The organism is Streptomyces sp. NPDC091387 (assembly GCF_044756945.1).
Lineage (GTDB): Bacteria > Actinomycetota > Actinomycetes > Streptomycetales > Streptomycetaceae > Streptomyces.
On sequence record NZ_JBIVTZ010000016.1, the window covers coordinates 144,275 to 168,649 of the forward strand.

General features: G+C 68.9%; 20 protein-coding genes. 12 read left to right on the plus strand and 8 right to left on the minus strand.

Annotated elements, in window-relative coordinates; translation table 11 throughout:
• Positions 1-152 precede the first annotated feature (152 nt).
• The 4 genes from ACIQM0_RS30095 (at position 153) to ACIQM0_RS30110 (ending at position 7,697) form a co-directional block, all read left to right on the plus strand.
• Complete coding sequence (locus ACIQM0_RS30095; RefSeq protein WP_401292556.1) at positions 153-2,291, plus strand: AIPR family protein; 2,139 nt, start codon at positions 153-155, stop codon at positions 2,289-2,291.
• Between the two features lie 23 nt (positions 2,292-2,314).
• Complete coding sequence (locus tag ACIQM0_RS30100; protein ID WP_401292558.1) at positions 2,315-3,685, plus strand: protein kinase; 1,371 nt, start codon at positions 2,315-2,317, stop codon at positions 3,683-3,685.
• A gap of 942 nt (positions 3,686-4,627) precedes the next feature.
• Positions 4,628-5,506: an alpha/beta fold hydrolase gene (locus ACIQM0_RS30105; protein WP_401292559.1), complete on the plus strand. Its 879-nt coding sequence runs from the start codon at positions 4,628-4,630 to the stop codon at positions 5,504-5,506.
• Positions 5,507-5,744: 238 nt separating this feature from the next.
• Positions 5,745-7,697 carry a BTAD domain-containing putative transcriptional regulator gene (locus ACIQM0_RS30110; RefSeq protein WP_401292562.1) on the plus strand — a complete coding sequence of 651 codons (1,953 nt, stop codon included), beginning with the start codon at positions 5,745-5,747 and terminating at the stop codon, positions 7,695-7,697.
• Positions 7,698-7,738: 41 nt separating this feature from the next.
• Here ACIQM0_RS30110 and ACIQM0_RS30115 read toward each other — a convergent pair whose 3' ends face one another.
• Together ACIQM0_RS30115 and ACIQM0_RS30120 are read right to left on the minus strand one after the other, a co-directional pair.
• Complete coding sequence (locus ACIQM0_RS30115; RefSeq protein WP_401292565.1) at positions 7,739-8,794, minus strand: aldo/keto reductase; 1,056 nt, start codon at positions 8,792-8,794, stop codon at positions 7,739-7,741.
• A gap of 249 nt (positions 8,795-9,043) precedes the next feature.
• The gene (locus ACIQM0_RS30120; protein ID WP_401292568.1) at positions 9,044-9,760 is read right to left on the minus strand and encodes a DUF5324 family protein; all 717 of its coding nucleotides are present in this window, start codon (positions 9,758-9,760) and stop codon (positions 9,044-9,046) included.
• 384 nt (positions 9,761-10,144) lie between these two features.
• Here ACIQM0_RS30120 and ACIQM0_RS30125 point away from each other — a divergent pair, with 384 nt between their 5' ends.
• Both ACIQM0_RS30125 and ACIQM0_RS30130 read left to right on the plus strand, forming a co-directional pair.
• Complete coding sequence (locus tag ACIQM0_RS30125; RefSeq protein ID WP_401292571.1) at positions 10,145-10,672, plus strand: peptidylprolyl isomerase; 528 nt, start codon at positions 10,145-10,147, stop codon at positions 10,670-10,672.
• 152 nt (positions 10,673-10,824) lie between these two features.
• Entirely contained in the window at positions 10,825-11,724 is a 900-nt protein-coding gene (locus ACIQM0_RS30130) for a rhomboid family intramembrane serine protease (RefSeq protein ID WP_401292703.1), read from the plus strand.
• A 303-nt stretch (positions 11,725-12,027) separates the two neighbouring features.
• On the opposite strand, the gene crgA is transcribed toward ACIQM0_RS30130, so the two are convergent.
• Positions 12,028-12,282 carry a cell division protein CrgA gene (gene crgA / locus ACIQM0_RS30135; RefSeq protein ID WP_363021021.1) on the minus strand — a complete coding sequence of 85 codons (255 nt, stop codon included), beginning with the start codon at positions 12,280-12,282 and terminating at the stop codon, positions 12,028-12,030.
• 142 nt (positions 12,283-12,424) lie between these two features.
• On the opposite strand from crgA, the gene ACIQM0_RS30140 reads away from it, so the two are divergent.
• Genes ACIQM0_RS30140 through ACIQM0_RS30165 form a run of 6 tightly spaced genes read left to right on the plus strand, consistent with a single transcriptional unit; the run spans position 12,425 to position 17,028 of the window.
• Positions 12,425-13,192 carry a DUF881 domain-containing protein gene (locus ACIQM0_RS30140; protein WP_401292574.1) on the plus strand — a complete coding sequence of 256 codons (768 nt, stop codon included), beginning with the start codon at positions 12,425-12,427 and terminating at the stop codon, positions 13,190-13,192.
• Between the two features lie 25 nt (positions 13,193-13,217).
• Positions 13,218-13,967 carry a class E sortase gene (locus ACIQM0_RS30145; RefSeq protein WP_401292576.1) on the plus strand — a complete coding sequence of 250 codons (750 nt, stop codon included), beginning with the start codon at positions 13,218-13,220 and terminating at the stop codon, positions 13,965-13,967.
• A 56-nt stretch (positions 13,968-14,023) separates the two neighbouring features.
• Positions 14,024-14,206, plus strand: a complete 183-nt coding sequence (locus ACIQM0_RS30150) for a hypothetical protein (protein ID WP_363021024.1) — start codon at positions 14,024-14,026, stop codon at positions 14,204-14,206.
• Complete coding sequence (locus ACIQM0_RS30155; RefSeq protein WP_363068199.1) at positions 14,203-14,841, plus strand: aminodeoxychorismate/anthranilate synthase component II; 639 nt, start codon at positions 14,203-14,205, stop codon at positions 14,839-14,841. Before ACIQM0_RS30150 ends, ACIQM0_RS30155 begins: the two co-directional genes overlap by 4 nt.
• On the plus strand, positions 14,838-16,265 hold the full coding sequence (locus ACIQM0_RS30160; protein WP_401292579.1) for a class E sortase: 1,428 nt from the start codon (positions 14,838-14,840) through the stop codon (positions 16,263-16,265). The genes ACIQM0_RS30155 and ACIQM0_RS30160 overlap by 4 nt, the downstream gene beginning before the upstream one ends.
• A 34-nt stretch (positions 16,266-16,299) precedes the next feature.
• Positions 16,300-17,028, plus strand: a complete 729-nt coding sequence (locus ACIQM0_RS30165) for a class E sortase (RefSeq protein WP_401292581.1) — start codon at positions 16,300-16,302, stop codon at positions 17,026-17,028.
• Positions 17,029-17,172: 144 nt separating this feature from the next.
• On the opposite strand, the gene pknB is transcribed toward ACIQM0_RS30165, so the two are convergent.
• The 5 genes from pknB to ACIQM0_RS30190 form a co-directional block, all read right to left on the minus strand.
• Complete coding sequence (pknB, locus tag ACIQM0_RS30170) at positions 17,173-19,173, minus strand: Stk1 family PASTA domain-containing Ser/Thr kinase (RefSeq protein ID WP_401292584.1); 2,001 nt, start codon at positions 19,171-19,173, stop codon at positions 17,173-17,175.
• A 167-nt stretch (positions 19,174-19,340) separates the two neighbouring features.
• A complete protein-coding gene (locus tag ACIQM0_RS30175; protein ID WP_401292586.1) occupies positions 19,341-20,801 on the minus strand; it encodes a peptidoglycan D,D-transpeptidase FtsI family protein in 1,461 nt (486 codons plus the stop codon).
• The gene (locus tag ACIQM0_RS30180) at positions 20,798-22,210 is read right to left on the minus strand and encodes an FtsW/RodA/SpoVE family cell cycle protein (RefSeq protein ID WP_401292589.1); all 1,413 of its coding nucleotides are present in this window, start codon (positions 22,208-22,210) and stop codon (positions 20,798-20,800) included. The genes ACIQM0_RS30175 and ACIQM0_RS30180 overlap by 4 nt, the downstream gene beginning before the upstream one ends.
• Before the next feature lie 23 nt (positions 22,211-22,233).
• A complete protein-coding gene (locus ACIQM0_RS30185; protein ID WP_401292591.1) occupies positions 22,234-23,730 on the minus strand; it encodes a Stp1/IreP family PP2C-type Ser/Thr phosphatase in 1,497 nt (498 codons plus the stop codon).
• 129 nt (positions 23,731-23,859) lie between these two features.
• Complete coding sequence (locus tag ACIQM0_RS30190; protein ID WP_362953316.1) at positions 23,860-24,375, minus strand: FHA domain-containing protein; 516 nt, start codon at positions 24,373-24,375, stop codon at positions 23,860-23,862.

Genomic DNA, 24,375 nt, shown 5'->3' on the forward strand with positions numbered 1-24,375 from the left:
TGAGCGTGTGCTCACCGGTGGGCACACCACAGATAGAGAACATCGTCGACAAGGCCCGGCGCGGTCGCATCCACTGTGTGTCGACTATGTACATGCCAGGCCGTCCCCGCGCGGGTAGGGTTGCGGCCGTCGGACCATACCGGGGGGAAATTATGGGTGCGGGCGAAAACGCGGGGACGGCACGCGGTCAAGCCGCCGAGGTTATCCGGGACTTCCTCACCCGCGAGTACGCCGGGCTCATCGACCTCGGGGACATGCACCAGCGGTCGACGTTCGAATCCGAACGGGTCTTCGCCTCGCGTGCGTTGGCTGCCGTGTCGCTCCAACTGCTCACCGGTTGCTCGCCGGACGAGGCTGCGGCGTCTATTACCGACGGCCGGGACGACCAGGGGATCGATGCCATTGGGTACTCCTCGTCGGCACCCGACCTGTGGCTCGTCCAGGCCAAGTGGAGTGACAAGGGCACCGCGGGCTTCGGGGTGGACGGTGCCTTGAAACTGTTGCACGGTCTTCGGCAGCTGGACAACCGCGACTTCGACCGATTCAACAACCGGGTGCAGCGGCACGCCGCCCGTGTCCGGGACATCCTCGAATCACCGGAGTGCCGTGTGCACCTGGTCGTGGCCGTCATGGGCGAACAGGCGACGAAGGAACAGGCCCGCCGACTGATCGAGCAGGCCGCCGCGGACTTCGGCTCCGAGGTCGAGTGTCACGTCTTGGCGCTCCCTGACTTCCACTCCGCCGCTCACCAAAGTTCCCTGCCCCGGAGCGTCGAACTCGTCGCCACCCTGCCCGGCAGCTGGCTCGCGCGGGACTTCCCCCATCGGGCGGTCGTCGGGCTGGTCGACGCCGGCGAGGTCGCGCTCTGGTACGAGGAACACGGTGCCCGCCTGTTCGACCGGAACATCCGGAACCCCCTCGGCATGACTCCGCCCAACCTCGGGATCATGGAGACGCTGCGGGCCGCCCCCGAGAACTTCTGGTGCTTCAACAACGGCATCACAGTGCTGTGCGACTCCATCGAGACCGAATTCTTCTCCCGTCCCGTCGAAGGCGCTCCCGTACGACTGCGGCTCACAGGTGCCACGGTCGTCAACGGCGCCCAGACAGTCGCCTCCATCTACTACGCGCACGATATGCATCCCGAGAACGTCGTGCGAGCCAGTGTCCAGGTGCGGTTCATCTCCCTGGCGAACGCGCCCGAGGGCTTCGCCCGCTCCGTCGGCGCCGCAACAAATACGCAACACCACACCGGATCGCGGGACTTCGTTGCCCTCGACGAGGTGCAGGGACATATCCGGGACGACTTTCGGACCAGCCTCGACAAGGAGTACGTCTTCAGGCGGGGCGAGTTGGTCCCCACTCCTGCTGCGGGCTGCTCGGTGGAGGAGGCAGCCGTGGCGCTCGCATGCGGCCACCCCGACGCTTCCCTCAGCGCCTTGGGCAATGCGTCGACGGAGCGCCTGTGGGAAGCGACATCGGAGGGGGCCTACACCCGCCTGTTCGGACGACAGCCGAGCGCACTTCAGATCTGGCGCTCCGTACTCCTGCTCCGCGCCGTCCGTGAAGTCCTCCACGAACTGAGACCCCGTCTGAACGGGCGCTCGGCTGCCATCGCGGAGCGCGGAACCCTGCTCGTCACCCATCTCGTCTTCCGGCTCCGCGGAGCCGAGGGGATCGACGATCCCGACGCCGAGTGGGAACAGCTTCTAGAGGAGGTGCCCGGGCTCGTACGCTCGGTGCTGGCAGCTCTGATCCCGCTGGTGGACGACCTCTTCGGCCGCAACTCCTTCGTGGCGACGACCTTCCGGGAGACCGGGCGGTGCCGCCAACTCGCAGAGGCGGCCCTGCACACCCTCGCTGACGTGGAGCGGACCCCACAGCTTGTAGTCGCGTCCCCGCCGAAACCGCGGAGGAGGCCGGGATCCGCCCGGCTTCTCGTCGCCCACCGGCGGATTCTTGACGGGACGCAGGTGTTGTACCAGCCGGGGGCAGTGGAAGAAGCGGCCATCGGCCGCTGGCTCGACGAGGACCCTCTTCGCTACCTCGCGACCTGGAACAATGATGCCCGTCAGCCGCTGCGTTGGGCAGCGGACGGGAGTCTGTACTCGATCAACGGACTGATCCGCCACATCTGGCAGCGTGCCGACTGGCGCGAGGCATGGAGTGCTGTCCAGGGGCCTCGCTACTGGGTGGTCCCCGGCGAAGGCAGCCTTTCCGACCTCGCCGAAGCGCTCTGGGAGTCCGAAGCCCTTCAGGATGCCGAGGTTCCCCGGGACACGGGCGAATGAGCGCGCCGGGGATACACCGTCGCGTGGGTCGCTACGAACTCGGAGAACTCATCGGCAGGGGAGGGATGGGGCAGGTCTGGGCGGGACGCGACCCTGAACTGGGCCGGCACGTCGCCATCAAGCTCATTCACCCCCGCGAGGGCTCCACCCGCTCCGATGCCGGAGTCGCCCGTTTCCGCCGCGAGGCCCAGACCATGGCGCGGCTCGCCCACCCGGGTATCCCGCAGATCTACGACATCGTCACCGATCCTACGGGCGGTGGGCGCCTCTACATCGTCATGCAGCGGCTGTTCGGATCCCCGCTCAACGACATCTGCCGGGACTTCGGCCGACTGCCCATCCCGTGGGCGGCCTGCCTGGGTGCCCATCTGTGCTCGGTGCTGACCTACACCGGGAGTGTGCCGCTCGTCCACCGCGACCTGAAGCCCGCCAACATCATGGTTGCGGACAGCGGTCTCGCGATGGTGCTGGATTTCGGTGTCTCCGCGCTGCTCGAAGGCGACCACACCCCCTTGACTCCGGAGGGCTATCCCGTAGGCACGCCTCGGTACATGTCCCCCGAGCAGGCGCGGGCGGTCGAGGTCACCCCACGGAGCGATCTCTACGCACTGGGCTGCATCCTCTACGAACTCCTCACCGGGCGACCGCCGTTCACGCAGGACAATGCGGCCAGTCTCCTCTACCACCATGTGCACGAGCCTCCCGTTCCCCTGCGGGAGCTGCGTCCGGAGGCCGGTCCTGAGCTGGACCTTCTGGTGCTGGACCTGCTCGCCAAGCGACCGGAGGACCGGCCTGCGACTGCTCAGGAGGTCTTCGCGCGTCTCCTCCCGTTCTTCCCGAGGGGGCACCGGTCGGTTGGCATAGGGGTGGCAGGAGGGGAGCAGTCCGGGCTCAGCCCTCTCGTACATCCGGAGCCCGCGTGGTTCGCCGTGCCGTCGGCCGGCAAGGAGGCACCGGCTGTGGACGCGGACAGTGTCCGGAAGGCGGACGCTCTGTTCGGGGAGGAGGAATATGGGCGTGCGCTGCTGCTGTACCGCAAGTGTGTGGCCCCGCTCGCCGCCCGAGGAGCGGAGAACGGCACGGAGGGGCTGAAGGCCCGTGGTCAGATCGCCTATTGTCTGATGAAGTTGGGCGAGATGGCGCAAGCGTTGGAAGTATTCGAAGCCGTACTGAAGGCGGTGGATGAGGCCTTCTCGCCCACTGACACGTTCGTCCTGACCACCCGTCGTCGGCACGGTCTGCTGCTGCACTCTGCCGGCCGACTGTCGGAGGCGTTCAACGTACTGGTTGCCCTCTACCACGACCTGCTCCGCAATCTGGGGACGGAATCTCCGGAGACGGATCGCGTACGCGCGGCACTGAATCAGCTGCGCCGTCAGATGCGGGGCAGCTGACACTGCGGTCGGTCGCCGAGCCGTCGGTACTGCCCCGACACATCGCTGGGGCAGTACCGAGGCGGTTGAAGGACCCGCCTACGGCTGGTCGGAGAACTGCGGGTCCTTCTGCTGGTTGTAGATCTCCTCGCCGGATGCGTTGAAGGCAGAGACGTGGAGGGGCGAGGCCCGGATCTTCCTGGGCGGGGTTGTCGGAGGAGAGCTCCGCCGCGCAGACGAACGCGCCGCCTCCCGTGAGCGTCGGGCACTGCTTCGAGCCGTCGCCGTAGCTGATGGTGACCTTGGCGATGTCGGGGGTGTAGTGCTCGGCGCCGACGATGAGCTGCCCGCCCTTGCCAGCGCGGCGGCAGATCGGGGCACGAGGTGCACCCGGCACGGCTTTTCGCGACGGCCGAGGAGCCGACGCTCCGTTGCTGCTCCAAGTGTTGCGCTTCGGAGCAGTCCCGGAGGGTGGGACGCGGCTTTCCCGCCATCGCTCGGGCGTCTTCTCGCTAACCCGCCCGGCAGTCATGCGGTGGCCTGGATTCGTGGTAGATCTGCATGCAGGGTTGCGTCTGCAATCCTCCTGTGGAGTGTGCCCACTAGCGGGCACATCGGCCTCTGCGCAGCAGGACCGAGCAGGATGCAGCGGGGTGGAAACGGGTGAGAAAGTCCGTTTCCATGTTAACGCTCAGGTAAAATTGCAGGTCAGGTGCCTGATCGTTTCGGGTTCGAATCTCCTAGGCTCCACACCTTAAATGCCCTCTGACCTGCGGAAACGCAGGTTCAGGGGGCATTTTTCGTGCCCCGGTTGCCTGTCCGCCGCTGGGCGGCTGGTCCTCGCCCCCGACGCAGCGCTGTCAGCCCGTTCAGCGGTGCTGATTCGCTGCTGATCCATGGCGTGCACCTTGGTTCTTGCCGGTCACCGGATCGGCGACGAACCAAGAACGAGAAGGACCTGTCATGGCACTTGAGATTCCTGGCTTCGAGTACAGCCGGCTGCCGGGCGCGGACGATGTCGAGCTGAACGTCGCGGTAGGCGGCAGCGGCAGCCCGGTCGTCCTGCTGCACGGCTTTCCCGAGACCCATCTGATGTGGCGGCACGTCGCCCAGGAGCTGGCCACCGAGCACCTGGTGATCGTTCCTGACCTGCGTGGATACGGGGCGAGCGACAAGCCGCAGGCCACTGGCGAAGACGTCTATTCCAAGCGCACCATGGCCGCCGACATCGTCTCGGTCGCTTCCCGGCTGGGCCACGAGCAGTTCGCTCTGGTCGGCCACGACCGCGGTGCCCTGGTCGCTTTCCGGGCGGGCCTGGACCACCCGGAGACCATCACGCACCTGGGCATCCTCGACGTCGTGCCGACGCTGGACATGTGGAACGTGCTGCGAGGCGTCTCCGCGGCGGTGGGCTACCACCTGTTCCTGATGGCGCAGCCCGCGGGCCTGCCGGAGACGATGATCGCCAACAGCGCGGACGCGTTCTTCGGCTCGTTCCTCGACGCCTGGGCCAAGGACCCGGCGGCGATTCCGGGCGCTGTGCGCGCCGAGTACCTGCGGGCGAGTGCGGGGGCGGTGGACTCGATCGTCGCCGACTACCGCGCCTCGGCAGGCATCGATGTGGCCCAGGACCAGGCCGACTTCGACGCCGGCTCGCAGTTCGCGATGCCTGTCACCGTGATCCAGCAGGACTGGGGCTCGCAGCTCGGCTACGACGCCGCAGAGGTGTGGCGGGCGTGGGCACCCGACCTCGACCACCGCCTGACGCAGGCGGGGCACTTCATGGCCGAGGAGACCCCGGGCGAGATCGCGGCAGCGATCCGGGACCTGCTGGCCCGCTGACGCGGCCGACGTACGGGACCGTCGGTGGAGCCGTCCCGCACCGCTGCGGCCTGGACGACGGGCCCGCGGCGGCATCGGGACGAACGCGGTGATGTCCTGGGCATCCGCCGGTCCGGCGGGGAGCCTGAGCGAGCGGCGGCTCGGCTACGTTGACCTGGGCGGAGGCAGTCCGCGCTCGGCTTCGCCACTGAGCACCGGGCGACCGACGTTTCGTGCCCCGGAAGGGAAGAGCAGCGGCATGCGGATCGATGTGCTCGGCGCGGTACAGGCGTGGCACGACGACGGTCGGCCGATCAACCTGGGCGGACCACGCCACCGTGAGGTTCTGGGCCGCCTCGTCGCGGCCCAGGGGCGCATGGTCACCACCGAGAGCATGATCGACGACCTGTGGACCGATCCTCCGGCCGGCGCCGTGGGTGCCCTGCGCACCTTTGTCGCCGCACTGCGCCGGGCCGTCGAACCGGACCGGCCGCCGCGCACACCGCCGCGGGTGCTGGTCACGCAGGGGACCGGGTACCTGCTGCGGCTGCCGCACACGGCGGTGGATGTCCACCGCTTCCAGGACGCCCTGGCCGCAGCCCGCCGTTCTCCCGGGAAGGCGGCGGAACTGGGCGAGGCGCTCGCCCTGTGGCGAGGGCCGGCCTACGCCGACCTGCCCGATTCCGCCTGGGTCCAGCAGGAACGCACCCGGCTCGATGAACTGCGGCTGCAGGGCGTGGAACTCAGGGCGGACGCTGTTCTCACGTCCGGGGGAGGCGCCGACCTGGTTGCCGAACTGGGCGGACATGTCGCCGAACATCCGTGGCGCGAGCCGGCCTGGGGACTGCTGGCCCGCGCGCTCTACCGCGACGGACGGCAGGCCGAGGCGCTGGACACCCTCCGCCGTGCCCGCGGCATGCTCGTGGAACAGCTCGGGCTGGATCCCAGCCCGCGGATGCAGCGCCTGGAGACCGACATCCTCAACAGGTCCTCCGGCCTCGAACCGCCCGGCCGGCCGGACCCGGATCACTCACCCGTCGCGCGGCCCCGGCTCGGACCGCGCACGACCGTGGAGCTGGCCCGCACCCTCGCCCTGGCCGGAGGCGACGCGCTCGTCGGCTCGCGCCGCGACCGGCTGGCCGCCATCGCAGCCGCCGAACGCACGGGAGACGTCACGCTGACCGCGCGCGTCATCGGCACCTACGACGTCCCCTCCATCTGGAGCCGCGCCGACGACTCCGCCCAGTCACGTGCCGTCGTCGCGGCGGCCGAGCGCACACTCCGCCGGCTCGGCCCCAACGGCCCCGCCGACCTGCGCGCCCGCCTCCTGGCCACCGTCGCCAACGAGAGCCGCGGCGCCGACATCACCGGCACCGCCGTCGAAACCGCGCACACCGCCGCATCCGCCGCCGAAGCCCTGGCACGAGACCTGGCGGATCCCGCTCTGCTGGCCTTCGCCCTCAACGGCGTGTTCATGCAGTCCTTCACGCGCCCGGGGCTTGCCGCACAGCGCGACGGCATCGGCGCTGAACTCGTCACCCTTTCCAGCCGGCATGCGCTGCCGGCCTTCGAGATCCTGGGCCATCTCGTACGCCTGCAGTCCGCATCGGCGCTCGGCGATCTCAGGACGGCGGCCGAGCACGCCGAGGCCGCGGAACTGCTCGCCACCGCACACGAATCCCCGCTCGTCCCCGTCCTCACCGCATGGTTCAGGGCTCGGGCCGTCGCGGCCCGCAGCGCCGAACCCGGCGGTCCCACCGCCGCAACGGCCGCCGCGGCCTACCGCGCCGCCGACAACGACCTCGCCGCAGCCGGAATGCCGGGCCTGCACCGCGGTCTGCTCCCGCTCGCCCTGCTCGGCCTGCGTCTGCTCCACGACCGCCCCGCACCCACCGGCCCCCACCTCGACTGGGGACCGTACCTGCCCTGGGTGACGCCATTGGTCCTGCTGGCACAGGACCGGGTCGAGGAAGCCCGTACCGCCCTCACCGCGGTGCGCGAACCGCCCGGCGACCATATGCAGGAAGCCCTCTGGTGCCTCACCGCCCACGCCGCGGCCGGCCTGGACGAACCCGGGATCGCCGCACGCGCGGCAACGGTGCTGCGTGACGCGCGGGACGAACACGCGGGCGCCGCCAGCGGCATGCTCACCCTCGGTCCCGTGAGGCGCTACCTCATCGAGGCCGAGGCCTGCGTCCAGGAGCACCACTGAGGGCGACGGCGCCCGGAGGACGTCCGGAGGGTTTCCGCGCGTCACGCTGCCGGGCGCTCCTCCCTCGGCCGGCGGCGCAGGCGGGTGTCGGTCAGCGCGGGGGACTTCCAGGCGCCGTCCGGCTGGTACAGGTTCGTGCCGGGCGGGACGATCTCGTCGATGCGGTCGAGGGCCGAGTCGTCGAGGACGACCGAGGCGCCCTTCTGCAGGGCCTCCCACTGTTCCGCCGTGCGGGGGCCGACGATGACCGAGGTGACGGCCGGATGGGCGAGCGGGAAGGCCACCGCAAGCTCCGGCAGGGTGCAGCCGATGTCCGCGGCCAGTTCGGCGAGCCTGTCGGCGACCTCCAGCTTGGTGACGTTCTCGGGGATCGACGGATCGAAGCGGGCGGGGTTCAACCGCGCCCGCCCCGAGGTGAGATCGACGGCTCGCCCTGCCCGGTACCGGCCGCTCAGGAAGCCGGAGGCCAGCGGACTCCATGTCAGCACCCCCATGCCGTGGCGCAGGGCCGTCGGCAGCACGGAGGTCTCCACACCGCGTGCGAGGAGCGAGTACGGGGGCTGCTCGGTGCGGAAGCGCTGGAGGCCGCGCCGCTCCGCCACGTGCTGGGCGTCGGCGATCTCCTCCGCGGGGAAGGTCGACGAGCCGAACGCCCTGATCTTGCCCGCCCGCACGAGGTCGCCGAGGACTCCGAGCGTCTCCTCGATATCCGTGGTGTGATCCGGCCGGTGCACCTGGTAGAGGTCGATCCAGTCGGTGTCGAGCCGCCGCAGGCTCGCCTCCACGGCCTGGGTGATCCAGCGGCGTGAGTTGCCGCTCCGGTTTCGGCCCTCGCCCATCTGGAAGTGGACCTTCGTCGCGAGTACGGCCTCGTCCCGTCGGCCCGACGCACGCAGCGCCTTTCCGACGATCACCTCGGACTCACCGGCCGAGTACATGTCCGCCGTGTCGATGAAGTTGACGCCCGCGTCCATGGCGGCGTGGATGATCTGCGCGCTCTGCTCGTGGTCGGGGTTGCCGACCGCGCCGAACATCATCGTGCCCAGGCAGTACGTGCTCACGTCGATGCCGGTGCGGCCGAGCGTGCGGTATCGCATGGTGGTGCCCCCTCGCTGGTCAGGCTGTGCGTGGCGCCACGGGGTGGACCGTGGCGCGGCGCACTCTAGGAGCTGGAGTGGGCTCTATGGCAAGGAAGTCGCCCCGTGCGGGAGGGGTTTCCCACGGGGCGTCGTACCGGCGAAGCCGCTCTGAGCCGATATGTAGCACGACGGCGTCACACGTCGACGGGCGCCGGAAGACCCGAGGTCTTCCGGCGCCCGTCTGTCGTGCCGCTGCTCAGCCGCCGGTCAGGGGCGGTCGTCCAGGTCCGTGCCGTCCGGTCCGTCCGCCTCCGCGTCGGCCTGCTTGGCCTGGACGTCGGGGTCGAGGACCGTCGAGCCGCTCCCGTCGACCGAGGTCAGCGGGGCACGGTCGTCCACCTCGGTGGGGGCGGGCGGCTCGACCAGCCAGTCGGGGTTGGCCTGCCTGTCCCACCAGCGCCAGACGGCATAGGCGCCGCCCGCCACGAGGCCGGCCACGGCCAGCCCCTTGAACGCCCGGCCGGCCTTGGCCCGCCGCTCGTGCTTCCGGGTCAGTTTCCTGATCTCCTTCGCCGTGACCTGCCCGCGCAGAGCGGCCAGTGCGGCGGTGCTGCGCGCGGTGGCCTGCTCAGCGACCGGCTGGGCGGCGGCCATCGCGTGCTCGACGCGGGGGACGGTGTAGTCCGCGGCGCTCCGGGCGGCCTGACGGGTGCGGAGCGCGGCGCGCTGCGCGGCCTCGTCGACCTTGGGGGGCACATGCGTAAGGGCCAGTTCAATACGTGGTGCGAGGTGCGCGCCGTACTGGACGCGGGCCTGCTGAGCTGCCTTCGAAACCTTCGGCGCGAGCAGCGTACGGGCTTCCTGCGCATAGTGAGCGGCCTGTTCCCTGGCCGTGTCGGCGTAGGGGGCCACCACTTCCGCGGCGTGCTGCACGCTGTCCCTCGCCGAGTCGGTGGCGGCACGCACGCTGTCGATGCGGGTCACGGGATCCTCCTCCTTGGTGGCGGGTTGGTACTCCGCCTATCCACCCAGTTCGAGATCATGCCTACACGGGGCTCGTGCGGCATCTGGGGCGGGCATCCGGGTCATTCAGGTCATGAGGGACACCCTCGGGCAATGAGGTGCAAGGGGAGCCTGTCGACGACAATGCCACGGTTCGGCCCGGCACGCGCCGGTTCGTCACGCACTTGGCCGCATTCCTTTCCGCCGGAAGCGGCAGCGCCCGCCCGGCACGGGCCCCGGGGAGGTGGCGGGCGAGGCGGGTGGTGAGGGGTGAGAGGCCCGTGCGGCGTGGGCGGGCCGGGCGGCGCGGGGCGTGGTCCGTGCGAGGATCGGTGGACGTCAGAGCAGACTTACGGAAGGCAGATCGTGGCCGAGCAGCTTTACGCCACCTTGAAGACCAATCAGGGTGACATCGAGGTCCGGCTTCTGCCGAACCACGCGCCCAAGACGGTCAAGAACTTCGTCGAGCTCGCCTCCGGTGAGCGCGAGTGGACCCACCCCGCGACCGGGAAGAAGTCCAAGGACCGGCTGTACGACGGCACCGTCTTCCACCGCGTCATCAGCGGCTTCATGATCCAGGGCGGCGACCCGCTGGGCAACGGCACGGGCGGCCCGGGATACGAGTTCGGTGACGAGTTCCACCCCGACCTCGCCTTCACCAAGCCGTACCTGCTGGCCATGGCCAACGCCGGCCCGGGGACCAACGGCTCGCAGTTCTTCCTGACGGTGTCCCCGACCGCCTGGCTGACCGGCAAGCACACCATCTTCGGCGAGGTGGTGGACCCGGCGAGCCAGAAGGTCATCGACACCATCGCGGCCGCGCAGACCAACGCGCGCACCGACCGCCCGCTGCAGGACGTGGTCATCGAGTCGGTCGTCGTCGAGACCCGCTGATCGCCGAACGTCGCCGGCCGCTCACTCTCTGATCCGCCCGGGAACCAACTGCCCCGCCCGTCCGTACTTCATGAAAGAACGGACGTGCAGGGTGGCTCGGTGTGCCCTGCCGTGATGACGAGGACCGAGGGGACCGGGAAGCGATGGGACCGATGGACCAGCAGCCGCCGGGCGAGCAGAACGCGTCCGCCCCCGTGGACGGTCCGGTCGTCTGTTACCGCCACCCGGGCCGTGAGACGTCGATCCGCTGCACCCGCTGCGACCGCCCGATCTGCCCGGACTGCATGGTCAACGCCTCGGTCGGCTTCCAGTGCCCGGACTGCGTCCGTCAGGGATCCGGTACGGGACACAGCCCGGCCGCCAGCCGGCCGCGCACGCTCGCCGGCGGCTCGGTCGCGGCTGACCCGAGGCTGATCACCAAGATCCTGCTCGGGATCAACGTCGCGGTGTTCGTCGCGGTGCTGGCCAACAGTGCGCTGGTCCACGACCTGGTGTTGCTCGGCCGGGCCAATTTCTACTACGGCGGTCCGCCCGAGGGCATTGCGGAAGGCCAGTGGTACCGGCTGGTGACGTCGATGTTCCTGCACCAGGAGGTGTGGCACATCGCCTTCAACATGCTGGGGCTGTGGTGGCTCGGGGGTCCGCTGGAGGCGGCGCTCGGCCGGGCCCGCTACATCGCGCTCTACATGCTCTCGGGGCTGGCGGGCAGCGCCCTGACCTACTGGCTCGCGGAGCCGAACCAGCCCTCGCTGGGTGCCTCGGGCGCCATCTTCGGGCTGCTGGGCGCCACCGCGGTGCTCATGCGCCGGCTGAACTACGACATGCGCCCGGTCTTCGCGCTCCTCGCGCTCAACCTGATCATCACCTTCAACCCCTGGGGCGGAATCGCCTGGCAGGCACATGTCGGCGGGCTGGTCGCGGGCACGCTGATCGCGATCGGCATGGTGCACGCCCCGCGCGAGCGGCGGAATCTGGTGCAGTACGGCACCTGCGCCGTGGCCCTGGTCGTGGTGGTCCTGATCGTGGTGCTCAGAACAGCCTCGCTGACGTAGAAAGCACCCCGTCAGCTCGATACGGACCGTTTGTGACCGAAGTTGTCCACAGCGTGCACCTGATCTTGTGCATTCAGTGGGTACAACTGTGCCCCTTGTCGCTGAGCTGGGTTTTTCCAGCAGGGACAAGGGGCGTGCCGCCCCGCTCGGGGGCGGCTGCAGTCACATCGGTGTCAACGGCCAAGGAGTTATCCACAGATCGTCTGACCTTTTCCCCCGCCTGTGGATAACGCTGTGGGTAACTCAGGGCAAGGGTTGCGGTACGCGGGACAACCCCATACCGGCCCTAGGCGCTCCGCAGGGCTACTTCCACTGGGTGGAGACGCCGAAGCCGCCGGCGATGAAGCCGAAGCCGACGACGATGTTCCAGTTCCCCAGTGCCTTGATCGGCAGATCGCCGTCGGTCACATAGAAAACGACGATCCAGGCCAGACCGATCAGGAACAGCGCCAGCATGACCGGCGCCACCCAACTGCGGTTGGTCAGCTTTATGGTGGTTGCCTGCTTCGCCGGAGGGGGCGTGAAGTCGGCCTTCTTGCGGATACGTGACTTCGGCACGAGGAACTCTCCTGTCGATGCGCTGCGTTACCGCGCAGGGAACTGTTGGCTGACGCCGGACGTGGCGCGAGGGGGAAATGCTGCCTCCCCCGGGCGTCCGTTAGCGTAGTGCTTCCGTGGCGCCGAAGGAGATAAGGGTACGTTGAGCAATTCTGCCGACTCTCCCCCAGGGCCGGTCCGGCGCAGCCTCCGGTACCCGGTCAGAGTGCTCACCGCTGCCGTTTTCGCCCTCGCCGGCCTCATCTTCGTCACCAGTGCGAACACGGCCAAGGGCACCAACATCCGCACCGACTCCTCACTGCTGAAGCTCTCCGACCTCATCCAGCAGCGCAGCGAGAAGAACGCGGGCCTGGAGGAATCCGCCGCGTCCGTGCGCGGGGACATCGACGCCCTGGCCCAGCGCGACGACGGCAGCACCCGCGCGGAGGACGCCCGGCTCAAGGCGCTGGAGCGGGCGGCCGGCACCGCGAAGCTCTCCGGCCGAGCCGTGTCCGTCACCCTCGACGACGCCCCGCCGAACGCCACCGCGAACCCCGGCTATCCCGATCCGCAACCCAATGACCTGGTCATTCACCAGCAGGACCTGCAAGCGGTCGTCAACGCCCTGTGGCAGGGCGGAGCCGGTGGCATCGAGGTCATGGACCAGCGGCTGATCTCCACCAGCGCGGTGCGCTGCGTCGGCAACACCCTGATCCTCCAGGGCCGGGTCTACTCCCCGCCGTACAAGATCACCGCTGTCGGTGACCCCGGCAAGCTCAAGCAGGCGCTCGACGCCTCCCCGGCGATCCAGAACTACCTGCTGTACGTGAAGGCGTACGGGCTCGGCTGGAAAGTCGACGAGCGCCAGGCGATGACTCTTCCCGGTTACTCGGGCACAGTGGATCTCCACTATGCGGAGCCGGTGAAGTAGCGAGCAGCTGCGGGGAGGCCGACCGGTGTCGGTGCGACTGATCGTCAGGACGTTCAGTGAACTGTGCATCACGATCGGTGCCCTGATCGTCCTTTTTGTGGTGTACATACTGTTCTGGACCGGAGTGAAGGCCGCCGGTGCGACCGAGGGACAGATCGACGACCTGCAGCGTCAGTGGGCGCAGGGGACGGTGTCCACACCCGCCCCGTCGGCATCACAGGCATCACCGTCATCCGGGTCGTCAACGGCATCACCGGGTTCACCGTCGTCGCCGGCTCCGAAGTCCCCGGCCCCCAAGGCGTACCGCGACGGGAAGCCGTTCGCGATGCTCTACATACCCCGCTTCGGCAAGGGCTGGGAGTGGCCGGTCCTGGAGAACACCGATGTCAAGACCTTGCAGAAGGGCCTCGGGCACTACCGCGGCACCGCCCGCCCGGGAGCCACCGGCAACTTCGCGGTGGCCGGCCACCGCCGCACGTACGGCGATCCCTTCAAGGACTTCCCGAAGCTGCGCCCCGGGGACCCGGTGCTGGTGACGGACGGGACGACGTGGTTCACGTACCGCATCGACAAGAAGCCCTACCGCACCGTGCCGAGCGATGTCGGTGTCATCGACCCCGTCCCGCGCAAGTCCGGTTTCGACGGGCCCGGCCGCTATCTGACGTTGACCACCTGCGAGCCCGAGTGGGGCAGCAGCCACCGGCTGATCGCCTGGGCGCACCTGGACGCGACCCAGCCCGTGACCGACGGAAGACCGGCGGCTTTCCACAGCTGACCCACGGCCCTGCCCCGGCCCTTTAGTCTGGTCCCGTACCGAATGGAGGGGTCAGCATGTACGGCTGGATCTGGCGTCATCTGCCGGGCAACGTGTGGCTGCGCGGGGTCATCTCGCTCGTCCTCGCCCTGGCGGTTGTCTATGTGCTGTTCCAGTACGTCTTCCCGTGGGCGGAGCCACTGCTTCCGTTCGGCGACGTGACGGTCGACAGCGCGGGCGCGACGGGGGTCGGCCGATGAGCGCCCGCATCCTGGTCGTCGACAACTACGACAGCTTCGTCTTCAACCTCGTGCAGTACCTGTACCAGCTGGGCGCCGAGTGCGAGGTGCTGCGCAACGACGAGGTGACCACGGCCCACGCCCAGGACGGCTTCGACGGCGTCCTGCTCTCGCCGGGCCCCGGCACCCCCGAGCACGCGGGCGTCTGTATCGACATGGTGCGGCACTGCGCGGCGACCGGCGTCCCGGTCTTCGGGGTCTGCCTCGGGATGCAGTCGATGGCGGTGGCGTACGGCGGTGTCGTGGACCGCGCCCCCGAACTGCTGCACGGCAAGACGTCCCCGGTGACCCACGAGGGCAAGGGTGTCTTCGCCGGTCTGCCCTCCCCCTTCACCGCGACCCGCTACCACTCGCTCGCCGCCGAACCGGACACGGTCCCCGAGGAGCTGGAGGTCACGGCGCGCACGCCCGACGGCATCATCATGGGGCTGCGGCACCGGGAGTTCGCGGTCGAGGGAGTGCAGTTCCATCCGGAGTCGGTGCTCACCGAGCACGGTCATCTGATGCTGGCGAACTGGCTGGCGCAGTGCGGTGACGCCGGAGCCGTCGAGAGGTCGGCGGGACTCGCGCCGGTGGTGGGCAAGGCCGTCGCGTGACCCCACCCCGCCACGGCCGCGACGCCGGTCAGGACGGCCCGCACGAAGAGGGGACGTACGAGGCCGCAGGCGCGTTCGAGGCGGCGGTCGGCCAGTTGGCGGACCCGTTGAACGACCCGTTGCCGGGGGAGCACGCCGCACCCTGGTCCCGGGCGGAGGACGTCGCCGGGGGGACGGCGGACCCGGGCAGCGCGCCGGGCGGCGCCGGTACGCGGTCTGCGCAGGCGCCACACGGGCCGCAGACGGCTCAGGACCCTCCGCGTGAGTGGTACGACCCCGAGGGGTACGAACGGGACTGGTACGGGCGGCAGGCGCCCGTCCCGGCGGGCCCGGCCGCAGTGCCCCCGCGTCAGGACGAGACCGTCGCACTGCGGACGCCGGGCACCCGGCGAATAGTTCCCCCGGTCGTCCCCCGCGCGCGGACGGAACACCGCCCGGAACACCGCCCGGAACCGGAACGCGATCCGGCGGCCGAGGACGCCACGGAGGTCATGGCAGCCGTACCTGCCGGACCGGTCGTACCTGCCGAATCCGCCGTACCTGCCGTACCTGCCGTACCTGCCGGGCCGGATGTGGGATCCGCGGAGTCCGCGGAAGCGCCCGGTACCGGGGGCCGGGCCGAACGGCGCCGTGCGGCCAGGGGCCGCGGCCGCAGACGGCCCGACCCGCAGCCGGGGCCGGGATCCGGACCGGCCGGCCCCGCGAAGCCGATGTCACGCGTCGAGGCGCGACGGGCGGCGCGGGCGGCCAAGGACAGCCCGGCGGTCGTGGCCAGCCGGGTGGTCGGCGAGCTGTTCATCTCGCTGGGCGTGCTGATGCTGCTGTTCGTCACGTACCAGCTGTGGTGGACCAACGTGCGCGCCGACCAGATCGCCGGCAACGAGACGCACAAGATCCAGGACGACTGGGCCAGCGGCAAACGTGCCCCCGGCGTGTTCGAGGCCGGGCAGGGTTTCGCCATCATCCACATCCCGAAGCTGGACGTGGTCACGCCGATCGCCGAGGGCACCAGCAAGGACAAGGTCCTCGACCGCGGCATGGTCGGCCACTACGGCGAGGACCCGCTGCGCACGGCGATGCCCTCGGCCAAGCAGGGCAACTTCGCGCTGGCCGGCCACCGCAACACCCACGGCGAGCCGTTCCGCTACATCAACCGGCTGAGCCCCGGTGACTCGATCGTGGTCGAGACGCAGGACGCCTACTACACGTACGAGATGACGAGCGTGCTGCCCCAGACCTCGCCGTCCAATGTGTCGGTGATCGGCCCGGTGCCGCCGCAGTCCGGATTCACCAAGCCCGGTCGGTACATCACATTGACGACCTGTACGCCCGAATTCACGAGTACGTACCGATTGATCGTCTGGGGCAAGATGGTCGACGAACGGCCGCGCAGCAAGGGAAAGCCCGACGCGCTCGTGGGCTGAACGGGCCGAACATCATCACGACAGGGGCGGTGCGGTGGCAGCGAGGACCGAGGACCAAGAGCAGACCGGCGAGTCCGCGCCCCCGGTGCGGCGCAGGGGCCGCCATCCCATCGCGACCGCGGTCAGCGTCTTCGGTGAACTCCTGATCACCGCGGGCCTGGTGCTCGGGCTCTTCGTCGTCTACTCCCTGTGGTGGACGAACGTGCTCGCCGACCGCGAGGCCACCAAGCAGGGCCACACCGTCCGCGACCGCTGGGCCGACGGCCCGGGGGCGCTGGACACCAAGGACGGCATCGGCTTCCTGCACGTCCCGTCGATGAGGAACGGCGAGGTGCTCGTCAAGAAGGGCACCGATACCGAGAACCTCAACGACGGCGTCGCCGGCTACTACACCGACCCGGTGAAGTCGGCGCTCCCCTCCGCGGAGAAGGGCAACTTCACCCTGGCCGCCCACCGGGACGGCCACGGGGCGAAGTTCCACAACATCGACAAGGTGCGGACCGGGGACGCGGTCGTCTTCGAGACCAAGGACACCTGGTACGTCTACAAGGTCTTCAAGGAGCTTCCGGAGACGTCGAAGTACAACGTCGACGTGCTCCAGGAGGTCCCGAAGGGCTCGGGCAAGAAGAAGCCCGGCCGCTACATCACGCTGACGACGTGCACGCCCGTCTTCACGTCGAAGTACCGCTACATCGTGTGGGGCGAGCTGGTCCGTACGGAGAAGGTCGACCGCGACCGTACGAAGCCGGCGGAGCTGCGCTGACGCGCGTCCGTCCCGCTCCCGCTCCTGTTCCCCATCCCTGCCCCCCTTCCCGTCCGTAGACACAGCGCAGGGCCCCGGTCACCGTTGCGGTGCCGGGGCCCTGCGCTGTGTCCGTGCCGGACGCGCGGACGGGGTGGGACGCGGTCAGTGCCGGGAGCCGGACGGGCCGCCGAAGATGTTCCCGTCTCCGCCGCCGGGACCGTCGCCGCCCATCGTGGTGAGGGTGATGGTGGTGTTCGCCGGGTCGGCCTGGGTGTTCGGCTGCGGGTCGATGCCGGTCACCCTGGCTTCGTCATTGTCCGAGCTGTTCTCCGCGAACTGGATGTTCGTGAAGCCGGCATCGTTCAGGATCTGCTTGGCCTCGGAGACCTTCTTCGTCCTGACCTCGGGAACGGGCTTTGTCGTCGGCTCCGGCGGGCCCTTGGACACATTCAGGATGATCTGGACGTCCTTCGGCTGCTGGCTCGGGCCGGCCGGTTTCTGGTCGACGACCGTCCCCGCAGGTTCGGTCGAGTCCACCGATTTCTGAGCGACGTTGGTGAAGCCGAGGGGGGAGAGCTGGGCCACTGCCTGGTCGAAAGTCCGCCCCTGGAGGTCCGGCAGAGATGCCGTGTCCCGCTTGGCGACCGAGAGCTTCACCTCGGAGTTCTTCTCGGCCTTGGCGTTGCCCTTCGGCGACTGCTCGAGCACGGTGCCCGGCTGGGCGTCTGCGGACTCGACCGAATGGACGGTGACCGTGAAGCCCTGCTCCTCAAGGAGCTTGCGCGCGCTGTTCTCGGAATCCCCAGTGACGTCCGGGACGCTGACCTTCGGCGCACCGGTGGAGACGAAGACCGTGACGGTCTCCTTCTCGGCCATCTTCTCGTCAGTCGTCGGGGTCTGGCGGCAGATCTTGTTCTTGGGCTGGTCCTTGCACGCTTCCTTCGGGCCGATCTTGAGCACGATGTTGGCGTTGTCCGCGAGCCCCTGTGCTTCCTTGACGGTCGAACCGACCATGTCGGGCACCTTGAACTCGTCGGCGCCGCTGTTCGTTTCACCGAAGACCGCCTTGCCGATCAGGACCGCCCCGATCAGCACCAGGATGCCCGCGACGACCAGCAGGATCGTCGAGGTGTTGCTCTTCTTCTGACGGCGGCGGCCGGGCCGGTCGTCGTAGCCGTAGCCGCCGTCTTCCGGGTTTACCGGGGGCAGCATCGACGTCTGGGCGCCGTTCGGGTCCGCGGAGTGCAGGGCGGTGGTGGGCTGGTCGTTGCCGTACCCGTCGTAGCCGCCGTAGCCGGCCGCGCCCATCGCCGCGGTGACCGGCTGGCCGTCGAGGCAGGCCTCGATGTCGGCGCGCATCTCGTCGGCCGACTGGTAGCGGTAGTCCGGGTCCTTGACCAGGGCCTTCAACACGATCGCGTCCATCTCGGGCGTGATCTCGGGGTCGAAGTTGCTGGGGGTCTGCGGCTCTTCCCGTACGTGCTGGTAGGCGACCGCGACAGGTGAGTCGCCGATGAACGGCGGCCGGACCGTCAGCAGCTCGTAGAGCAGGCAACCGGTCGAATACAGGTCTGATCTCGCGTCGACCTGCTCGCCCTTGGCCTGCTCCGGGGAGAGGTACTGGGCGGTGCCGATGACGGCCGAGGTCTGGGTCATCGTCATACCGGAGTCGCCCATGGCGCGGGCGATGCCGAAGTCCATGACCTTGACCTGGCCGGTGCGCGTCAGCATGACGTTGGCCGGCTTGATGTCACGGTGGACGATGCCCGCACGGTGCGAGTACTCCAGTGCCTGGAGGATGCCGACCGTCATTTCGAGCGTGCGCTCCGGCAGCAGCCTGCGGCCCGAGTGCAGCAGCTCTCTGAGCGTCGAGCCGTCGACGTACTCCATGACGATGTACGGGATCGAGACCCCGTCGACGTAGTCCTCACCGGTGTCGTACACCGCGACGATCGCCGGATGGTTGAGCGAGGCGGCGGACTGGGCCTCACGGCGGAACCGGGCCTGGAAGGACGGGTCGCGGGCGAGGTCCGCCCGCAGCGTCTTCACAGCTACGGTGCGGCCGAGCCGGGTGTCGTGGGCGAGGTATACCTCGGCCATGCCACCACGGCCGAGCACCGAGCCCAGCTCGTACCGGCCGCCGAGGCGACGCGGCTCTTCCATAACTGTTCCAGCCCTCTCCGTCAGTCCTGACCGCACCGGTGTGTGGTCCGGCGGTGTGCTGTTCGCGCATACGCTACCGGCCGCGCTCTACCTGATCAGCCCGCAGCCCGTACCTGATATCCGACCGGTATCCCAACGTGCGGATATGGTGCCCGGCGTGACGGGCGTCACTTCTTGCCGTCGATGACCGCCTGCATGACGGCCTTCGCGATGGGGGCGGCCAGACCGCCGCCGGAGACGTCGTCGCGGTTGGCCTTGCTGTCCTCGACGACCACGGCGACGGCGACGGGAGAGCCGCTGTCGGTCTTCGCGTACGAGATGAACCAGGCGTACGGCTTCTCGCTGTTGCCGAGACCGTGCTGCGCCGTACCCGTCTTGCCGCCGACGGTGACGCCGGGGATCTTGGCGTTGCTGCCGGTTCCCGACTCGACGACGGTCTTCATCATCTCTTGGAGCTTCTGGGCGTTCTCAGCAGAGAGCGGCTGGCTGAGCTGTTCCGGCTGGTGGGTGTAGATGTCGTCCAGGCTGGGCGACTGCCGCTTGGCGACCATGTACGGCTGCATCAGCTTGCCGTCGTTGGCGATCGCGGAGGCGACCATCGCCATCTGGAGCGGGGTGGCGCGGTTGGACGCCTGGCCGATGCCCGCCATGGCGTTCTGTGGCCGGTTGTCCTTGGGGTAGATGCTCGCGTTGGTGCGGACCGGAACGAAGACTTCCTTGTTGAAGCCGAACTTGTCGGCCTCGTCGATCATCTTCTGGTTGCCGAGGTCATCGCTGATCTTGCCGAAGACGCTGTTGCAGGACATCCGCAGCGCTTCCCGGAGCGAGACGTTCTCACACGGGATGTTGTTCTCGTTGTCCAGGTTCTTGGTGCTCAGGGGGAGGCGGTAGGGCAGCGGGGACCTCGTCTTGGCGTCGATGTCCGTGTAGAGGCCGTTCTCCAGGGCGGCCGCCGCGGTGACGACCTTGAAGGTCGAGCCGGGCGGGTAGGTCTCGCGCAAGGCTCGGTTGAGCGTCGGCTTGTCCTTGTCCTTCTGGAGCGCCTGCCAGGCGTTGGAGTCCTTGTCGGAGTTGCCCGCGAAGACCGAGGGGTCGTACGAGGGCGTGCTGGCGAGCGCCAGGATGGCGCCGGTCTGCGGGTCGAGAGCGGCGACGGCGCCCTTCTTGTCGCCGAGGCCCGTGAAGGCGGCCTTCTGCGCGGCGGAGTTGAGCGTGGTGACGACGTTGCCGCCCTGCTTCTTGTCGCCGGTGAACATCGACTTGGTGCGGTCGAAGAAGAGCTGGTCGTCGTTGCCGGTGAGGATGCCGTCCTCGATGCTCTCCAGCTGGGTGGCGCCGAAGGCCTGCGAGGAGTAGCCGGTGACGGGGGCCCACATCGGTCCGTCCTGCCAGACCCGCTTGTACTTGAAGTCGCTGTCCTTGGTCTCCTTGGACCCGGTGACGGCCTTGCCGCCGTCGACGATGATGTCGCCGCGCTCGTGGGCGTACCGCTCGATACGGACGCGGCGGTTCTCTTTACGGGTGTCGAGCTCGTCGGCCCGGACGTACTGGAGGTAGTTGGTGCGGACGAGCAGAGCCAGGATGAGGATTCCGCAGAAGATCGCGATCCGGCGCAGGGGCTTGTTCACGGGCGGACCACCTGGGTCATCTCGGCGTCGGAGGTAGGCGCGGGGGAGGGCGCGGGGCGGCGCGCGGTGTCGCTGATGCGGATCAGGACCCCGATCAGGGCCCAGTTGGCGATCACGGACGAACCGCCGGCGGCGAGGAACGGCATCGTCATACCGGTCAGCGGGATGAGGCCCATGACACCACCGGCGACGACGAAGACCTGGATGGCGAAGGCGCCGGAGAGGCCGATGGCGAGGAGCTTGCCGAACGGGTCGCGGGCGGCGAGGGCGGTACGGACACCGCGCTCGACGATCAGACCGTAGACCAGCAGGACGGCCATCATGCCGGCGAGACCGAGTTCCTCACCGACGGTGGAGAGGATGAAGTCGGCGTTGGCGGCGAAGCCGATCAGGTCGGAGTGGCCCTGACCCCAGCCGCTGCCGAGAGTGCCACCGGATCCGAAGGACATGATGGCATTGCCGATTTGCTCGCATGCGCCGTCCGTCTTGTAGCAGGCGAACGGATCCATCCACGCGTCCACACGCTGCTGCACATGGGACTCGAACGTGGAGACACCCACCGCTCCGACCGCGGACATCAGCAGACCGAAGACGATCCAGCTGGTCCGCTCCGTCGCGACGTACAGCATGATCACGAAGAGGCCGAAGAACAGGAGCGACGTTCCGAGGTCCGTCTCGAAGACCAGGATCAGGATCGACAGCACCCAGATGACGAGGATAGGTCCCAGGTCACGGCCGCGTGGCAGGTACAACCCCATGAAACGGCGGCTGGCGAGGGCCAGCGCATCGCGTTTGACCATGAGGTAGCCCGCGAAGAAGATCGCGATGATGATCTTCGCGAACTCTCCGGGCTGGATGGAGAAACCGGCGATCGTGATCCAGATCTTGGCGCCGAACTTGCCGGGGAAGAACATCGGCAGGATCAGCAGGATCAGCGCCGCCACCATCGAGATGTACGTGTAGCGCTGCAGGATGCGGTGGTCCTTGAGCAGGATCAGCACACCGACGAACAGAGCCACGCCGACCGCGGAGTACATCAGCTGACGGGGAGCGGAGGGGGTGAAGACTCCGTAGAGGTTCTTGGCGTCCCTGATCAGCTTCGGCGACTGGTCCAGCCGCCAGATCAGCACCAGCCCCAGCCCGTTGAGCAGTGTGGCCAGCGGCAGCAGCAGCGGGTCCGCGTACGGGGCGAACTTGCGCACCACGAGGTGGGCCACGCCGCCGAGCAGGACCAGGCCGAGCCCGTATCCGAACATGCCGGAGGGCAGCTCGCCGTCCATGGCCAGGCCCACGTTGGCGTAGGCGAACACCGAGATGCCGATGGCGAAGACCATCATCATCAGTTCGGTGTTGCGCCGGCTCGGTGCGTCGATCGCGCCGATGGTGGTTGTGTTGGTGACAACGCTCATGGTGCTGAAGGCCCCCTACGGCTTTACTGCTTACCGCACTGCGGGACCAGCTTCTTCTCTTCCTCCGAGAGGCTGGGACCAGGAGTGGGAGTCGCTGAAGTGTGCTTGGTCTTGGCGGTGCCGGACGTCGAGGACGTCTTGGTGGCATCCGTGTCCGTACTGCCGGCCTGGCCCTCGTCGCTGGGGGCGTTCTTCTCGGCGGCTCGGCGCTCCGCGTCCTTCTTGCAGGCGCTGGCCTGGGTGGAGAGTTCGGTGACCTTCTCGCGGGCGTCGGCGAGGTTGCCCTCGGCGATGGTCGCCTCGACCTGCTTGCGCTGGTACGCCGGGAGGTACTTGAGTTCGATCTCGGGGTGGTCGCTCTCCACCTTCGAGAGCGAGACCCAGGCGAGGTCCTGGCTGATGCCCCGGTACAGCGCGACGTTGTCGTTCTTCGCGCCGACGTAGAACTGGGTCTGGGTCCAGCGGTAACCGCCGTACAGACCGCCGCCGATGACCGCCAGTGCGAGCACGACGTACAGCGACCTCTTGAGCCACCTGCGGCCGCCGGGCTTGACGAAGTCCTCGTCGGAGTAGGACCCGAAGGACCCGTCCGGCATTCCGTCGTAGCCGGAGTCGTCACCGCTGCCGGGAGGGCCGAAGCCACCCGCGGGCGGCGGGACGGGGCGGCCGAGGCCTGCCGCCCGTCCGGCGGGGGTCTCCATCGCGCCGCCGTCGTTCAGCTGGGCGGCCTGGTTCTCCGCGACCGCGCCGACGATGACCGGGGTGTCGTTGAGCTGCCCGGCCAGGGTGTCGTTGCTGTCGACGTCGAGGACGTCCGCGACGATGCAGGTGATGTTGTCCGGGCCACCGCCGCGCAGGGCGAGCTGGATCAGGTCCTGGATGGTCTCCTGCGGGCCCTGGTAGCTGGCGAGGGTCTCCTCCATCGTCTGGTGGGAGACGACGCCGGAGAGGCCGTCGGAACAGATCAGGTAACGGTCGCCGGCCCGGACCTCACGGATGGAGAGATCGGGTTCGACGTGGTCGCCACTGCCCAGCGCGCGCATCAGCAGGGAGCGCTGCGGGTGGGTGGTGGCCTCCTCCTCGGTGATCCGGCCCTCGTCGACCAGCCGCTGGACCCAGGTGTGGTCCTGCGTGATCTGGGTCAGCACGCCGTCACGCAGCAGGTACGCGCGTGAGTCGCCGACGTGGACGAGGCCGAGGCGCTGGCCGGTCCAGAGGAGAGCGGTGAGCGTGGTGCCCATGCCCTCCAGTTGTGGGTCCTCCTCGACCATCATGCGCAGCTGGTCGTTGGCCCGCTGGACCGCCGTGCCGAGCGAGGTGAGGATGTCGGAGCCGGGTACGTCGTCGTCCAGCTGGACGAGCGTGGAGATCACCTCGGAGCTGGCGACCTCACCGGCTGCCTGGCCGCCCATCCCGTCGGCGATGGCGAGAAGACGCGGTCCGGCATAGCCGGAGTCCTCGTTGCCTTCCCGGATCATGCCCTTGTGCGATCCGGCGGCGAAGCGCAGGGAAAGACTCATGCGCACCTCGCCCGTCGGTTCGGGGTACAGCCGGTCTCGAGCCACACTGCCCACCCTCCGGTCGGGAGCCTGGCCGGGTCCGATGCCCGGACCGCCGCGGCCGGCTCGCTCCGCTCGCTCATTGTCGTACTACTTCCGCAGCTCGATGACGGTCTTGCCGATCCGGATCGGCGCGCCCAGCGGAACAGGCGTCGGGGTGGTGAGACGGGTCCGGTCCAGATACGTGCCGTTGGTGGACCCGAGATCCTCGACGATCCACTGGCCGTCACGGTCGGGGTAGATCCTGGCATGCCTGCTGGACGCGTAGTCGTCGTCCAGCACGATCGTTGAGTCATGGGCCCGGCCGAGCGAGATGGTCTGGCCCTGGAGCGCCACCGTGGTGCCGGTGAGGGTGCCCTCGGACACGACCAGCTTCGTCGGTGAGCCCCGGCGCTGGCGGCCGGGCTGCTGGCGTTGCTGCGGCGGTGCCGCGGCGGTTTGGCGTGCCTGTGGCGGGCGCGCGTCGGACGCAGTGCGGCGTGAGCCGCGCTGCGTTACGCGCGTTCCGAACAGGTCGCTGCGGATGACCTGGACGGCCACGATCACGAACAGCCACAGAACAGCCAGAAAACCTAGCCGCATGACCGTAAGGGTCAGCTCTGACAT